The organism is Sorangium sp. So ce836, from assembly GCF_028553905.1.
In the GTDB taxonomy this organism is placed as follows: Bacteria; Myxococcota_A; Polyangia; order Polyangiales; family Polyangiaceae; genus Sorangium; species Sorangium cellulosum_D.
In genome coordinates this window covers 12,909,380-12,923,821 of sequence record NZ_CP102233.1, presented here as the reverse complement: position 1 = coordinate 12,923,821, position 14,442 = coordinate 12,909,380, and the positions used below count along the sequence as shown (strand labels likewise).

Annotated in this window: 13 protein-coding genes; all 13 read left to right on the top strand. The window is 71.8% G+C overall.

All coding sequences use genetic code 11. The annotated features are described in order from the left end of the window. Positions 1 to 215 precede the first annotated feature (215 nt). Genes NQZ70_RS47300 through NQZ70_RS47240 form a run of 13 tightly spaced genes read left to right on the top strand, consistent with a single transcriptional unit; the run spans position 216 to position 14,442 of the window. Complete coding sequence (locus NQZ70_RS47300; protein ID WP_207217660.1) at positions 216 to 761, top strand: DUF4255 domain-containing protein; 546 nt, start codon at positions 216 to 218, stop codon at positions 759 to 761. A 25-nt stretch (positions 762 to 786) separates the two neighbouring features. Continuing rightward, complete coding sequence (locus NQZ70_RS47295) at positions 787 to 1,563, top strand: hypothetical protein (RefSeq protein ID WP_129580099.1); 777 nt, start codon at positions 787 to 789, stop codon at positions 1,561 to 1,563. A gap of 44 nt (positions 1,564 to 1,607) precedes the next feature. Beyond that, positions 1,608 to 4,049 carry a phage tail sheath subtilisin-like domain-containing protein gene (locus NQZ70_RS47290; protein WP_129580098.1) on the top strand — a complete coding sequence of 814 codons (2,442 nt, stop codon included), beginning with the start codon at positions 1,608 to 1,610 and terminating at the stop codon, positions 4,047 to 4,049. A gap of 17 nt (positions 4,050 to 4,066) precedes the next feature. After that, positions 4,067 to 4,531: a phage tail protein gene (locus NQZ70_RS47285; protein ID WP_129580097.1), complete on the top strand. Its 465-nt coding sequence runs from the start codon at positions 4,067 to 4,069 to the stop codon at positions 4,529 to 4,531. 21 nt (positions 4,532 to 4,552) lie between these two features. Further along, the gene (locus tag NQZ70_RS47280) at positions 4,553 to 6,235 is read left to right on the top strand and encodes a phage tail sheath protein (protein WP_129580096.1); all 1,683 of its coding nucleotides are present in this window, start codon (positions 4,553 to 4,555) and stop codon (positions 6,233 to 6,235) included. After that, positions 6,232 to 6,714, top strand: a complete 483-nt coding sequence (locus NQZ70_RS47275) for a phage tail protein (protein ID WP_129580095.1) — start codon at positions 6,232 to 6,234, stop codon at positions 6,712 to 6,714. The genes NQZ70_RS47280 and NQZ70_RS47275 overlap by 4 nt, the downstream gene beginning before the upstream one ends. Beyond that, the gene (locus tag NQZ70_RS47270) at positions 6,711 to 8,138 is read left to right on the top strand and encodes a hypothetical protein (RefSeq protein ID WP_129580094.1); all 1,428 of its coding nucleotides are present in this window, start codon (positions 6,711 to 6,713) and stop codon (positions 8,136 to 8,138) included. Before NQZ70_RS47275 ends, NQZ70_RS47270 begins: the two co-directional genes overlap by 4 nt. A 3-nt stretch (positions 8,139 to 8,141) precedes the next feature. Beyond that, positions 8,142 to 8,318 carry a hypothetical protein gene (locus tag NQZ70_RS47265; RefSeq protein WP_165374519.1) on the top strand — a complete coding sequence of 59 codons (177 nt, stop codon included), beginning with the start codon at positions 8,142 to 8,144 and terminating at the stop codon, positions 8,316 to 8,318. A 7-nt stretch (positions 8,319 to 8,325) separates the two neighbouring features. After that, a complete protein-coding gene (locus tag NQZ70_RS47260; RefSeq protein ID WP_129580093.1) occupies positions 8,326 to 9,423 on the top strand; it encodes a phage late control D family protein in 1,098 nt (365 codons plus the stop codon). Between the two features lie 13 nt (positions 9,424 to 9,436). Next, positions 9,437 to 10,135 carry a phage baseplate assembly protein V gene (locus NQZ70_RS47255; protein ID WP_129580092.1) on the top strand — a complete coding sequence of 233 codons (699 nt, stop codon included), beginning with the start codon at positions 9,437 to 9,439 and terminating at the stop codon, positions 10,133 to 10,135. Further along, on the top strand, positions 10,129 to 11,763 hold the full coding sequence (locus NQZ70_RS47250) for a hypothetical protein (RefSeq protein WP_129580091.1): 1,635 nt from the start codon (positions 10,129 to 10,131) through the stop codon (positions 11,761 to 11,763). Before NQZ70_RS47255 ends, NQZ70_RS47250 begins: the two co-directional genes overlap by 7 nt. Further along, a complete protein-coding gene (locus NQZ70_RS47245) occupies positions 11,760 to 12,158 on the top strand; it encodes a GPW/gp25 family protein (protein ID WP_129580090.1) in 399 nt (132 codons plus the stop codon). Before NQZ70_RS47250 ends, NQZ70_RS47245 begins: the two co-directional genes overlap by 4 nt. A gap of 1 nt (position 12,159) precedes the next feature. Then, a complete protein-coding gene (locus NQZ70_RS47240; protein ID WP_129580089.1) occupies positions 12,160 to 14,442 on the top strand; it encodes a putative baseplate assembly protein in 2,283 nt (760 codons plus the stop codon).

The window sequence follows — 14,442 nt, the reverse complement described above, 5'->3', positions numbered from 1 at the left end:
CGGCGCATTGCGTCTGCGCGGCTCATGCTCAGCGGAGGGATCACAGGGGTTGTACGGCCTCGATTGTGACCGAGGTCACGCGGAAACAGCGCCCGCGCATGTGAAACCTCGGGGAGCCGTCCCGGAAGCGACGGGGATCTCCCATTGCATCGGGAGCGGCAACCCGGAACGGCATGGCCAATCTACGGGCGATTCACTCGGTAGGCTTCTCGCTGGTGAAATACCTGCGCAACGCCTATCCCGCCGATCTGCGGCAAGAGCACCCGTGCGATTTCCGCCTCATCTCGTCCGGTGAGCTCAACGCCACGAACGCCGACTTCGGGACCGCCGTCACGCTCTACCTCTATCGCGTGACGGTGAACCCGTATTTGCGCAATTCGCATCACGTCAACGCGGCCCATCAGACGGTGCTGCCGCTGTCGGTCGATCTCCATTATCTCGTGACCATTTGGGCCGACAGCGCCCTGGTCGAGCACACCATCCTCGGGTGGGTCGTGCGCGAGCTCTATATGCACCAGACCCTCACCCAGTCGGATCTCACGTCCGAGGGGGGCTGGGAGGGCGGCGATCTGGTGCAGCTGATCCCGGCGGAGCTCTCCAACGAGGATCTCATGCGATTGTGGGACGCCCTGGATCCGGGGTACCGGCTGAGCATCTCCTATATCGCCCGCGTCGTCCGGATCGAGCCGGAGGTGCTGCCGGAATCGCCGGCCGTGGTGGCGCGCCGGCTCCGAGCGACCGAGAAGGACCGGAATCCATGAGCGGACGGCGGCCCGGGAGGCGGACATGCTCGACGTGATCGACGACCGCGTCCTCGGGGCCCTCCGGTTCGTCGACGCGACCACCGGGGTCGCCATCCGGGCGCCGCTGCGCGTCACCGCGCCCCTCGCGCGGTTCATCCGCAATCGCACGGGCGCCTACGCGATCACCTGGGCGGCCGGCCTCGACGCGCACGTCGCGCAGTTTCAGGCGCCCCCCTCGTCGCCGCCGCTCGACTCCATCCCCCTGTCCGTCGCCGTGAGCGACCCAGCCCGCCGGTACCTGGCCCGATCGAGCTCGTTCCGGCTCCCGCGCGACGCCGACCCGGCGCAGGCCGCCGGCGAAGGCTCGCTCTTCCGGGCCATGGCGATCCCGCTCTATCCTTCCCCCATCGCCCCGATCGACCCGGGGTGGGCCGTCGTCCGCGCGAGCGTGCGGGACCAGAGCGGCGCCGCCCTGCCCGGCGCCTACGTGCGGCTGCGCCGGGCCTCGGAGCCGACCTCCGCGGATCCGCCGCTCGCCCGCGGCATGGCCGACGACCGAGGGGAGGCGCTGATCCCGGTCGCCGGCGTGCCCGTCACCAACTGGGAGGCGGACGACACGCGGCCGGTCCTGTCGACCGAGATCGAGGCGGTGCTCGAGGTCTACCACGACGCGAGCGCCGGCTCGCCGCCGGACCCCGATCTCATCGATTCGCGGCGGCTGCTCGAGCCGCCGGACCCCCATGCGCTGTCCAAGACAAGTGTGAACGTGCGGTTGGCTTCGGGGAGGGAACTCGCCGTGTCCGTGGTGATCACCCGATGAGTGGAAACCCCGCCCCACAGGCTCTCTGGTAAGGAGGCTCGCTCGTGCCCGAATATCTAGCACCAGGCGTATACGTCGAGGAAACCAGCTTCCGGGCCAAGTCGCTCGAAGGCGTGAGCACGAGCACGACGGGCTTCGTCGGTCCGACGCGACGCGGGCCCGTCGCCCCGAGCGACCCCAATGCGATGCCCGAAATCCCCGAGCTCCTCACGAGCTTCGGGGACTTCCAGCGGATCTACGGCGGGTTCGACGATCTTCAGTATGGCACGAACTACCTCGCGCACGCGGTCCGCGCCTACTTCGACAACGGCGGATCGCGCCTGTACGTGGCGCGCGTGATCGATGCCACCGCCGGCACCGCGGTCTCCGGGAAGCTGGCCGCGAGCATCTCGTTCGCGGCGCGCTCGCCCGGGCAGGCGGGGAACGGGACGATCACGATCATCCCGCACTTCACCGACGCGACGAAGCGGAGCATGGACCGGGCCCCGCAGGGCACCGTCGTCCGCGTCGGCGCGAAGAGCGCGGCCGTGGCGCGGGGCGCGCAGCTGGTTGGCAACCGCGTCGGCCCGTGGTCCCTCCCGCGCAACGGCCGCCTCATCGTCCGCCTGACCGGCGCCGGCGGCAACAACACGCCGGAGGCCGGCGTCGAGCTGACGCTCGCCGGGAGCCCGGCCGAGGCGCAGGCGCAGGCCACCCTGCCCGCGCCGCTCGACCTGGCCGCCGAGACCGAGGCCAATCGCACGCTCACCGTGCGGATCGACGGCGTGGAGCAGACGGTCGTCCTGCCCGCCGCCGATGGCCAGACGCGCGACGCGGTGGTCGCCCTCATCAATGGATCGATCGTCGGCGGGTATGCCCGGCTCGACGCCGACCGGCTGGTGATCGGCAGCGACGTCCAGGGGACCGCCTCGCGGGCGTCGGTGCTGTTCACCGGCGCGGCCACGGGCCTCGGCTTCACCGCCGCGGTGGACGCCGCCGGCTCGGGCGACCTGCCGAACGTCCGGCGCGTGACCGCGCAGGACCTGCAGGCCCGTCTGGCCGGCTTCCAGGGGGGCGAGGTGACGCCCAGCACCGACGCCAATGGCAATCTGGTGCTCACCGCGGCCACCCCCGGCGCGGGCCTCTCGCTCCTGTCGCCCGACGGCGGCGCGCCGCTCGTCAATGGGCTCCTCGGCTTCGCCGCCGAAGCCGCGGCCGCCGGCAACCCCGGCAGCGCGGTGACGTTCTATTACAAGGACGACACCGGCTGGATCCCCGAGTCCGGCGCCGGCACGCCGCTCGATCTCGGGCTCAACGACAACGCCGCGCCGAGCGCCGATGGGACCGAGTTCGTCACGCTCGGCGTCGTCGCCACCGACGCCGACGGCATCTCGAAGACCTACGATGATCTCGGCCTCGCGCCCGAGCACCCGCGGTACATCGGCAAGGTCCTGGCGGAGAACCCCGCCCGGCGCGCCGACCAGCTGGAGAACGTGTTCGCCTTCCGCGACGGGGGCGCCACCGTCGCCGAGCTCCGGCAGGCGCTCCTCAGCAACGCCGGGCTGCCGCCCGTCGGCCAGCGCGCGACCCCGGTCCGGACGGTGATCCTGAGCGGGGGCACCGACGGCGGGCCGCCCGCCCAGGTGAGCTACGAGGCGGGGCTCCGCCAGCTCGCCGTGGAGGAGGGGATATCGATCGTCGCGGCCCCGGGCGAGTCGCGTTACCCCGATCACCAGGGCATCCAGGGGGCGCTCATCACCCATTGCGAGCGCCGGCGCGCCTACCGGATCGCGGTGCTCGACACCGCGCCGGGGCTCGTGATCAGCGGCGCGCAGGCGGAGAAGGCGCGCATCGACTCGACCCACGCCGCGCTCTATTACCCGTGGGTCGTGGTGAGCAACCCGCTCGCGCGCGTGGGCGACGAGAGCGTCCCGCGGGAGATCGCCCTCCCGCCGTCGGGCTTCGTGTGCGGCATCTACGCGCGCACGGACGTGACCCGCGGCGTGTTCAAGGCGCCCGCCAACGAGGTCGTGCGCGGGGCGCTCCGCTACGAGGTGGACGTGAACTTCGCCCAGCAAGAGGTCCTGAACCCGGCGGGCGTGAACTGCCTGCGCTTCTTCCCCGGGCGGGGGAACCGCGTGTGGGGCGCCCGGACGGCGAGCTCCGACCCCGAGTGGAAGTACGTCAACGTGCGCCGCTACTTCAACTACGTCGAGCGCTCGATCGACGTGGGGACCCAGTGGGCGGTGTTCGAGCCGAACGGCGAGCGCCTGTGGGCGAACATCCGCGAGACCGTGTCGAGCTTCCTCGTGAACGAGTGGCGCTCGGGCGCGCTGCTCGGCGGGAGCCCCAGGGAGGCCTTCTTCGTGCGCTGCGATCGCAGCACCATGGACCAGAACGATCTGGATAACGGCCGCCTGATTTGCCTCATCGGCCTGGCGGTGGTCAAGCCCGCGGAGTTCGTGGTCTTCCGCATCGGCCAGAAGACGGCGGACGCCCGCAGCTAATCACAAGGAGACGCCCAATGCCGCGTGAAGTGCCCTATCCCAATTTCAACTTCACGGTCAGCTTCGACCCGGCGCTCGAGGACGATCCGTTCGGCGGGTTCTCCGACGTCTCGGGGCTGATGACGGAGCTGACCGTGGCCGAGTACCGCAACGGCAACGATCGCGAGAACCACGTGCGCAAGATCCAGGGCGTGCACAAGGTCGGCGACGTGACGCTCAAGCGGGGGCTCATCGACTCGGCGAGCATCTGGAAATGGATGGAGTCGGCGCGCGTCGACGGCCCGGCCGCCAAGCGGACGGTCACCATCAAGATGCGCGACGAGAGCGGGAAGAACGACGTGCAGACCTGGACCCTGCTGCGCGTCCTCCCGCTCAAGTGGACCGGGCCGACCCTGGCCGGCAAGGGCGGGGGCGACGTGGCCACCGAGGAGCTGGTCCTCTCCTGCGAGGGCCTCGTCTACGGCGTGCCGGGAACGGCGTAGCGACGTCCGAGGGCGCCCGGGATGCGAGGACTGGTCATCGAGCTGCAAGCGCCGCTGGCTCCGCCGGCGCCGAACCGCGCGGACGTGGCGTGCTTCGTCGGCTTCGTCGCGCGGCGGGCCGGCGCGTCCGGCCCGCTGCCGTCCATCGTGCCTCCCGCCGGCGCCCAGGCCGCCGACTACCCTCTTTACCGCTGGTTCCACGAGCAAGGATGGGTCCGGTCGAACGAGCGCATTTACGACCGGGCCTCGTCGTCTGCTCACCTCGCCTCTCCCGATCTCGCGCCGCCGTCGCCGCCCGCCTGGACGCTCTCCGACGCCGATCTGGACCTGCTCCTCGATGTCCCGGTCCCGATCGACAGCTGGGAGGCGTTCGAGCGGCTGTTCGCCTGGGATCGGCGGCCGTTCACCGTCTCTGGCGGCGCGCCGCTCGCGGGCCCGTCGTACCTGGGCGCGGCGGTGCGCTCCTTCTTCGCGCAGGGCGGGCGTCGCTGCTACGTGATCCGCGTCGGCGATCCGTGGCGCTACGACGCCGAGCCCGCGGTGCGGCGCGCCGGGATCGACAAGCTCCTCGGGCTCTCGACCGCGGGCGGCGCGAAGCTCCCGCCCGATCGGCGGGATCGGGCCACGTGGAAGGGGATTGGCCACCTGTACGGGCTGCCGGAGGTGTCGTTCGTCTGCCTCCCCGACCTCGCCGACGCCGTGGCGGCGGAGCGGCCCTGGCCGAGCGCGGCGGCCTCGGCCCCCCCGGGCGAGGAGGTGTTCGCCGCCTGCGCGGAGCGGCCCTCGATCCCGGCGGATCGGTTCGTCCGCGGGTTCGAGCCGCCGCGCGCCGACGAGGCGGGTTATGCGGCCTGGGCCGGCGCGATCCGGCGGATCGGGACGATGCTGCAGCGGGAGCTCCGCGAGATCCAGCTCGTGGCCTCGATCCCGCTGCCCCACCCGTCGGTGCCGGCGGCGCGGGCGGACCTCCTCCGCTTCCTCGCGTCGAGCGGCTGGCTGGGGGCGCAGCTCAACGGCGAGGAGGGCTCCGCGCCCGATGGGCTCTCGAGCGCCTTCGTGCAGCTCGCGTGGCCGTGGGTGAAGACGCTCGGCTCGCGCGGCCTGCCGGCCGAGCTGGAGAGCCCCGACGCCTTGCTGACCGGCGTCCTGTCGCGCAACGCGCTCACGCGGGGCGCGTATCGCAGCGCCGCGCGGCTGCCCGTCGCAGAGGTGTTCGACGTCGAGCCCGGGCTGCGCAACGAGGACCTGGCGCTGCCGGAGGTGGGCGCGAGGCTGGTGCAGCGGGTGTCGCTGATCGGGCAGACCCCGCGGGGAATAGAGGTGCTCTCGGACGTGACGACCTCGCTCGACGAGGCCTATCGTCAGGCGAACGTCAATCGGCTCGTGACCGCCATCGTGCGCGCCGCCTGCGCGCTCGGCGAGGACGTGCTCTTCGAGGCCCAGAATCCCCGCCTCTGGGCCTCGATCCGCGCGTCGATCGAGTCGCTCTTGGTCGCGCTGTGGCAGGAGGGGGCGCTCGCCGGCGCGACCCCGGCCAAGGCGTTCCAGGTCCGGTGCGACCGGAGCACGATGAGCGAGCGCGATCTCGACGAGGGCCGGCTCGTCGTGGAGATCACGCTCCAGGCGACGGCGGTGATCGAGCGGATCCGCGTCGTCCTGGCGATGTCCACCGGTGTCACGACCGCGCAGGTGACGGCCGCATGAGCGCCCCCGACCCCTTCCTGCTGTTCAACTTCGAGGTGACGTTCAAGGAGTTCGACCTCCAGCAGGGGCGCGAGACCGGCGGCGATCGGATGCTCTGCTCCGCTGCCTTCTCGGAGGTGACGGGGCTCGAGGCGACGATGGAGCCGAAGGTCATCAAGGAAGGGGGAAGGAACTATGGCGCGGTGCAGCGGGCTGGGCCCGTGACGTTCGGGACCGTGGTGCTCAAGCGCGGCCTCACCACGCAGCAAGACATGTACGCGTGGTTCGCGCTCGTGGCGGGCGGCAGCTACGCGCGGCGGCTCACGGCGTCCATCGCGGTGCGCAACCCGAAGGCGGACCAGGTCCTCTACACGCTCAAGCTGCACCGGGCGCTGCCCATCAAGTTCAAGTCGCCGGATCTGAACGCCTCGACGACGAACGTCGCGATCGAGGAGCTCCACCTGGCTCACGAGGGCCTGGAGCTCGTCGGGGGATCATGAGCTCTCCTGGCGCCCCGCCCAGCAAGAAGGTCGAGCTCTATCGGCTCGACGCCAATGGCAATCCGCCGGCCACCCCCACGGTGACCGCGCAGTACAACCCGACGCAGCTCCAGTACACGATCACGAACACCGCCGCCCGCGGCAGCGGGTCGCAGCGGACGCAGCGGGTGGATGAGAGCAGCGCCAAGCTGACCATCGAGCTTGTCTTCGACACCACCGATACAGGTCAGGACGTGCGCCTCAAGACCCAGGAGGTCGCCGTCCTCATGGAGCCAGACCAGAGCACGAAGGTCCCGCCCAAGGTGGATGTGGTCTGGGGGGCGTTCAAGTTCCGGGGCATCTTCGACTCGTACCGGGAGACGATCGATTTCTTCTCCGAGGACGGGATCCCGCTGCGGGCGACGGTCAGCCTGTCGATGAGCAGCCCGGCGGAGGAGAACCGCGTTCCGCCGGCCGTGTTCCACTTCGCTCAGGGCGGGACGGCGGCCGGCTTCGGCGGGCAGGCGCAGCTCGGCGCGGCGGTGGAGACGCCGGCGCGCCCCGGGCCGGTGTCACGGACGGCCCAGGAGGCGGGGGACCCGAGCAGGGCGCGGGACATCGCGGCGATGAACGGCGTCGAGGACATCCGGAACCCGTCCGGTGAGACCGACACGCTGGTCGTGCCCGAGAGCGAGCCGGAGCTGCTCGAGGCGGTCGCGTTCGCGAGCGGCGGGGCGGGCGCGGGGTTCTCGGCGGGCGCGGGCGCGGGGTTCTCGGCGGGCGCGGGCGCGGGGTTCTCGGCGGGTGTCGGCGCGGGGTTCTCGGCGGGTGCGGGCGTAGGCTTTTCGGCAGGTGCAGGAGCGGGGTTCTCGGCGGGTGCGGGCGCGGGGTTCTCTGCGGGCGCGGGTGCGGGGTTCTCGGCCGGCGCCGGTGCAGGCTTCTCGGCAGGTGCAGGCGCGGGGTTCTCTGCTGGCGCAGGCGCAGGGCTCTCTGCGGGCGCAGGCGCAGGGCTCTCTGCGGGCGCAGGCGCAGGCTTCTCCGCGGGTGCCGGTGCAGGCTTCTCCGCGGGTGCCGGCTTCTCCGCTGGTGCCGGTGCAAGCTTCTCTGCGGGTGCAGGCGCACGCGCAGGCTTCTCCGCCGGCGCCCCCTTCGCCGATGCCGGAGGCAGCTTCTCCAGCGGCCCGATGGCCGGCTCCCTCGCGTCCGCCGGCGTCTCGGCGAGCCAGGGGGCGTTCGCCTTGCTCCGCGCGCCCGCGCCGCCGCCGCGCAGGCCGCTCGATGCTAGCCGCCTCCTGGTCCGGACCGAGAGCACGACCTACGCGATCACCCGGCAAACCCAGTACGCCGTGGGAGGCCGGGTGATCGGCGAAGGCTCGGCCAGCTACCGCGCAGAGGTCGGCCAGAGCGGAAGCTTCAGCAGCAAGATCACGTTCGAGGAGGATTGACCGATGCCCATCGTGTTCGACCAGGTGGAGGGCGTCGTGCAGCGCAGCCCCGACGACATGACCGCTGGCGCGGACGGCGCGGCCGACGCCGCGGCGCCCCCGGCAGGCGCAGACCCGGAGATCCTCGCCGAGCAGATGGACCGCATCAAGCGGCGCAAGGACCGGTTGATCGCGGATTGAGAAGCCCATGGCCGAGACCTCGCTCAGCACGCTGTCGCAGTACCGAGCCCGCCCCACGGTTCGCCTGGACGACAACACCCGCGATAACGCTCGCGTGAGCGCGCTCATCAACGCATTCCGCGTGACCGAGCAGGAGGCAGGCCTTACATCGATGGAGCTGCGCCTGGTCAACCAGGCGACGCCCCAGGCGGGCGGCGACGAGGAGCTGGCGCTCGAGGACGAGCGCGACATCAAGCTCGGGACCAAGATCAAGCTCTACTCCGGCGACGAGAACCGGCCACGGGAGATCTTCCGGGGGGTGATCAGCTGCATCGAGGCGGAGTTCCCGCAGAGCGGCCCTCCCGAGCTCCTCGTGCTGGCCGAGGACCCGCTCCAGAAGGGGCGCCTCTCGCGGCGGACCCAGGTGCACGACCACCTCCGGCTCTCCGACCTGGCGAACCAGCTCGCCTCGCAGATGTCCCTCACGCCCCGCGTCACCGGGTTCACGGAGGATATCGGCACCCACGTCCAGCTCAACGAGAGCGACCTCGCGTTCCTGCGCCGGCTCCTCGCCCGCTACGACGGAGACCTGCAGGTCGTCGGCAGCGAGCTCCACGTCTCGCCCCGCAAGGACGTCCAGCGCGGCACCGTGGAGCTCGCGTGGAACAGCCAGCTCTTCCACGCGCGCTTCTGCGCGGACCTCGCCGACCAGGTCACGGAGGTCACCACCTCGGGCTGGGACCCGAAGCAGGGCGTGCGCGTCGCCGGCTCCTCGCAGGGCGTGAACCTGGGGCCCGGCGGCGGGCGGCTGGGCTCGCAGATCCTGTCCGACGTGTTCGGGGCCCGCAGCGAGCACGTGAGCAGCCCGGCGGTGCTCACCGACCTCGAGGCGCGCGCGCTCGCCGACGCCGCCTTCGACCAGCGCGCGCGCCGCTTCGTCCGCGTGAGCGGGACCGCCGAGGGCAACCCGCTCATCCGCGTCGGCACGCTCGTCCGGCTCACGGGGATGAGCCGCCGCTTCAACAACACCTATTACGTGGTTCACGCGTGTCACCGCTTCCAGAAAACGACCGGTCAGTACGAGACCGACTTCCAGGCCGAGAGCGCCTATCTGGGGAATCCATGAGCGAGGTGCGAGCATGATGGGCGAACCGCGGCCCGGCGCACCCGGCCCCGGCGTCCTGTACGGGGTCTACCTGGCGGAGGTCGTGGCCGTGACCGGCGACCCCGACAACCTCGGCCGCGTCCAGATCCGGCTGCTCGGCTTCGACGGGGTCGGGGAGCAGGACGCGCCCCTGTGGGCCCGCGTGGCCGTCCCCTTCGCCGGGGCGAACCGCGGCGCCTTCTTCATCCCGAACAAGGGCGACGAGGTGGCCGTGCAGTTCGTGAACGGCGACCCGCGCCAGCCGCTGGTCATCGGCGGGCTGTGGAACGGCAACCAGACCGCGCCCGAGACGCTCGGCGGCGACGAGGTCGATCGCTGGAGCTTCGTCGGCAAGAACGGCACGCGGGTGGCCATCGTCGAGGCGTCGCAAGGACAGGAGCAGATCCACCTCTCCACGCCGAACCAGCTGAACTCGGCGGTCATCACCGCGGACAGCGGCGGGAAGATCGAGCTCAAGACAAGCATGGGGACCGTCAAGATCGAGAGCTCGGGGATCACCATCCAGTCGAGCGCGAAGGTCACGATCCAGGCGTCCCAGGTGGAGGTGAAGGCGGGATACGTGGATGTCAGCTCGGCCTTCACCAACTTCTCCGGCGTCGTGAAATGCTCGACCCTCATGGCGACGACCGTCGTGGGGAGCGTCTACACGCCGGGCGCGGGCAACGTATGGTAGGGCACGACGTCATCTTCCGCGGGCTCGGGGAGGCGTCGAGGGAGGGCCCGCCGCTCCTCCTGCAGCTCACCGATCAGAACGTGATCGGCGTGCTGCTCGAGACGCTCGAGACCGAGGACCCCTACGCCGCCGTCCGGGCCAGCGCGGTCAAGGCCCCGATGCGCCTCTACCAGCCGGTGCACCGCACGTTCCACGTCGTGCTGCTCGAGGCGGCGTGCGATCGGCCCGGGCTCCCCCGGCTGGATCCCGCGACGATCGACAGCGCCGGGCTCGTGGTCCGCCGCGTCGCGAGGGACGGGCTCTCCGCGGACAGGTTCCCGCAGGGCTGGCTGTCCGTGAGCAAGAAGCTGCGCGGCTGGTCCAAGCTCGATGACCCGAAGCGCGACCCCGACCCGGACCGGCGGCGGGTGATCACGGGCGGCGCGCCGGAGATCGGCCGCAAGGCCCTCCTGAGGGCGCGGCTCGAGGAGGGCGCAGAGCAGGTGACCGAGCTGTTCGTGGCGCCGCCCGCGGTCTGCGAGAAGGCCGGCAAGACGCTGCTCTACGGCCTGGTCCCGACGGTCAGCACGGAGATGTCCGAGGCCCCCGCGCCGCCGATCGCCGCGAACGCGTTCGACGTGCCCGTCGGGGCGAAGGACGACTTCAGGGACGCCGTGCTGCCGGGGTACCTCAAGGCCGGCCTGGGGCTCTCGTTCGGCGGCCTCGCGGAGCGGTTCTTCACGGGCCGGTCGGCGGCGCAATACGGGTATTTCGACGACGCCCAGCGGGCGCAAGCCTCCCTGCAGTCCGCCGACGTCGCGCCGTTCTCCCTCGCGCAGGAGGCCGACCGGACCCGCCTCGACCAGTTCCTCGACTTCCTCCGCTTCCTGCGCATCAGCCTGGACCTGTGGGGCAATTCGCCCGATTCGATGGCGTTGCGGAGGCTCCTCGCCGAGATCGTGGTGCCGGCGAGCGCGCAGGAGGAGAAGGACAAGGCGGGGCGCCCCGCCGATCAGGTGCTGCTCGACGCGTGCACCGCGCTCATCGCGCCGATCCCCGGCGGCGCGACCGTCTTCCGGTTCCCGTACCGCTGGCCGCCGGTCGCCGCCGGCCTGGCCGAGCGGATCTACGCGCAGGTCAAGGCGACCGTCGCCAGCCGGCTGAGCGCGCTGCAGCCGGGCGTCGCGCGCTTCGACGACAAGACCGCGCGCTACGAGCTGCGGGCGTTCGTGCGCGTGAAGCGGGACGGCGGCTGCCCGCCCGACCTCGTGTGGAGCGCGAGCAGCGCGGCCTTCGAGATCGTCCCCTGGTACGAGAACGGCACCCTCCCGCCGATCCAGATCGAGCTGCCGGACGTCTCGAGCGAGAGCGTCAAATCGCTCCTCCCCAACGTCGCGTTCAAGATGCCGCGGCGGCTGTTCAACTTCCTGAACAGCAACAGCCCCAAGGACCTCATGGAGGGAAAAGGGAAAGAGGGGCTGGACATCGGGCTGCAGTGGATATGCAGCTTCAACATATCCATCATCTTCGTCCTCGCGTTCATCGTGATGTTCATGTTCCTCATCATCTTGAACATCGTCTTCTGGTGGCTGCCCTTCATCCGGATCTGCTTCCCCCTCCCCACTGTCTCGAGGCGTGAGGACTCATGACCAGACCCCTCCCGGCTCCGCGGCCGATCGGCTGGCCGTTGCTTCCGCTGCCCGACGCGGAGGGGCGGCTGCGCTACCCCACGCTCGAGGAGAGCGTGCGCGAGATGATCGAGGTCATCCTCCGCACGCGCCCGGGCGAGCAGCTCATGCGCCCCGATTTCGGCGCCGGCCTCGACCGCTTCCTGCACGAGCCGAACACGACGGACACGCGCCGGCGGATCCGCGAGCTCGTCGCCGCGGCCATCGCGCGCTGGGAGTCGCGCGTCCTGCTCGACCGCGTCGAGGTCGACGAGGTGCCGGGGCGCCCGTCGCACGTGCGCGTCGACATCGCCTATCGCCTGCGCCGCACCGGCGTACCGCAAAAAGTGGGTTTCACGATGGAGCTCGGAGGCTGACATGCCGATTCGGCCCCCCGCGCTCGACGATCGCTCGTTCCACGACCTCGTGGAGGAGCTGGTCGCGCGCATCCCCGCCCACGCGCCCGAGTACACGGACCCCCGGGTCGGGGATCCGGGGCGGACGCTCATCGAGCTGTTCGCCTGGCTCGCGGACACGATGCTCTACCGGGCCAACCTCGTCCCCGAGCGGCAGCGCCTCGCGTTCCTGCGCCTGCTCGGCGTCCCCATGCGCCCCGCCGTGGCCGCGCGCGGGCTCGTGAGCGTGCAGCTCGACGAGGACGTCGCGGAGGCGCCGCGGATCCGGGCGCTCGCGCCGATCAAGGGCCCGGTGCCGTTCGAGACGCGGGACGAGCTGACCGTCCTGCCGATCACCGCCGACGCCTTCGTGAAGCGCCCGATCCGCGCCGAGGAGGAGAGGGCCCTCGGGCCCGAGCTGCTCGCCCAGCTGCCGCTCGCCTACGGCCTCTCGTCGCGCGAGGGCAGGCCCGTCGCGCCGAAGTTCTACGTGACCACGCCCGTCTTCGCGGGCGGCTCACCCGCGGCGGCCGGCCTCGACGTGATCCAGGAGACGGTCGACAGGTCGCTCTGGCTGGCGCTCCTCGCCCGCAAGCCGGAGCTCGTGGGGCCGGCGCGCGAGGCGCTCGGGAACGATCCGGAGGGGCAGCAGCGGATCCTCAACGTGGGGATCATGCCGGCCATCGAGGTCCCGCGGCCGCTCGAGGACGCGGAGCTGTTCGAGCAGCTCGCCCGCCGCGGCCGCATCCCCCACGTCTGGGAGATCACGACGGGCCGCGCGACCGGCGGCTCGCCCGGCGGCGCGGAGATGGTCGCCCTCGAGGTGATCAAGGACGACACGAGCGGCCTCACCCGCCGCGGGGTGATCCGCCTGGGGCTGCCGCGCGCCTCGCTGATCGGCGCGCCCGAGAACGACGTGCGCAACGACCCGGCCGCCGGCCTCGGGGACCGGCCACCGCGGATCGACGACGCGAAGATCGCCGGCCGCGTGGTGGCGTGGCTGCGCCTCCGGCCGCTCGAGAAGGGGCAGCAGTCGCTGCGGCTCGGCTGGGTGGGCGTCAACGCGATCGAGATCGACCAGCGCGCCACCGTCACCGGCCGGATCATCGGGTCGAGCGACGACAGCGCCGATCAGGAGATGCAGCTGCCGGCCGCCAACGTCGACCCGGAGAGCCTGGTCCTGGAGGTCGAGGAGGACAACCTCGGGTTCGTGCGCTGGACGCGGATCGCCGATCTGGCCCTGGCCGGGCGGGACTCCGCCGTTTACACGCTCGATCCCGAGGCGAGCACCGTGCGCTTCGGCGACGGCGTGCGCGGGCGCATCCCGGGCGCGGGCAGGCGCGTGCGCGTTTCGGCGATGCGCGCCGGCGGCGGGCGGGCGGGCAACCTGCCGCCCGGGACCCTCAAGGACATGACCGCGTTCGACGCGAGGCCGCCGCATCCGCGCGTCCAGCGCAAGCTCAAGGTGGTGCAGAGCCTGCCCACGGACGGCGGGCAGGACGCGGAGCTCCTGGCGGAGGCCGAGCAGCGGATCCCCGGGATCCTCCGGCACCGGGACCGCGCGGTCACGGCCGACGATTTCCGGACGCTGGCCGTCGAGACGCCGGGCGTGGTCGTGGCCCGCGTCGAGGTGCTCCCGCGGTTCAAGCCGCATCAGCGCCGGAGCGAGGTGCCCGGCGTGGTGTCGGTGATGGTGCTGCCGTTCAAAGCGGAGCGGACGCCGCCCAACCCGCGGGCCGATCGGCCGTTCCTCGAGGCGGTGCACACGTGGCTCGACGCGCGGCGGCCGCTCGCGACCGAGCTCTACACCATCGGCTGCGAGTACGTGCCGCTCGCCGTCACCGTGGGGGTCACGCTGCGGGACGGCTTCCCGCGCGATGAGCAGCTGCTCGCGGTCAAGGAGGCCGTGCGCCGGTTCCTGTGGCCGCTCGCGCCGGGCGGCGCCGGCTTCACCGGCTGGCCGCTCGGCCGCGCCGTGCGCGACCGCGAGGTGGAGACGGTGGTCGCGCAGGTGCCCGGCGTGTCCGAGGTCATCGGCGTCAACCTGTTCCGCAGGAAGGGGAGCGGCTGGGAGCGGGTCACCGAGCGGAACGCCACGGGCGGCTTCGTGCTCGCGCTGGAGCCGTGGCAGCTGCCCGAGCTGCTCGCGGTCGTGGCCGTCGCCGACGCGCCGCCCCCGGCCGACGATCCGTCGCAGATCCCGAACCCGTTCGCCGACGACGCGGACGCCGGCGTGGCCGTGCCCGTGGTCCCGGAGGTCTGCTAG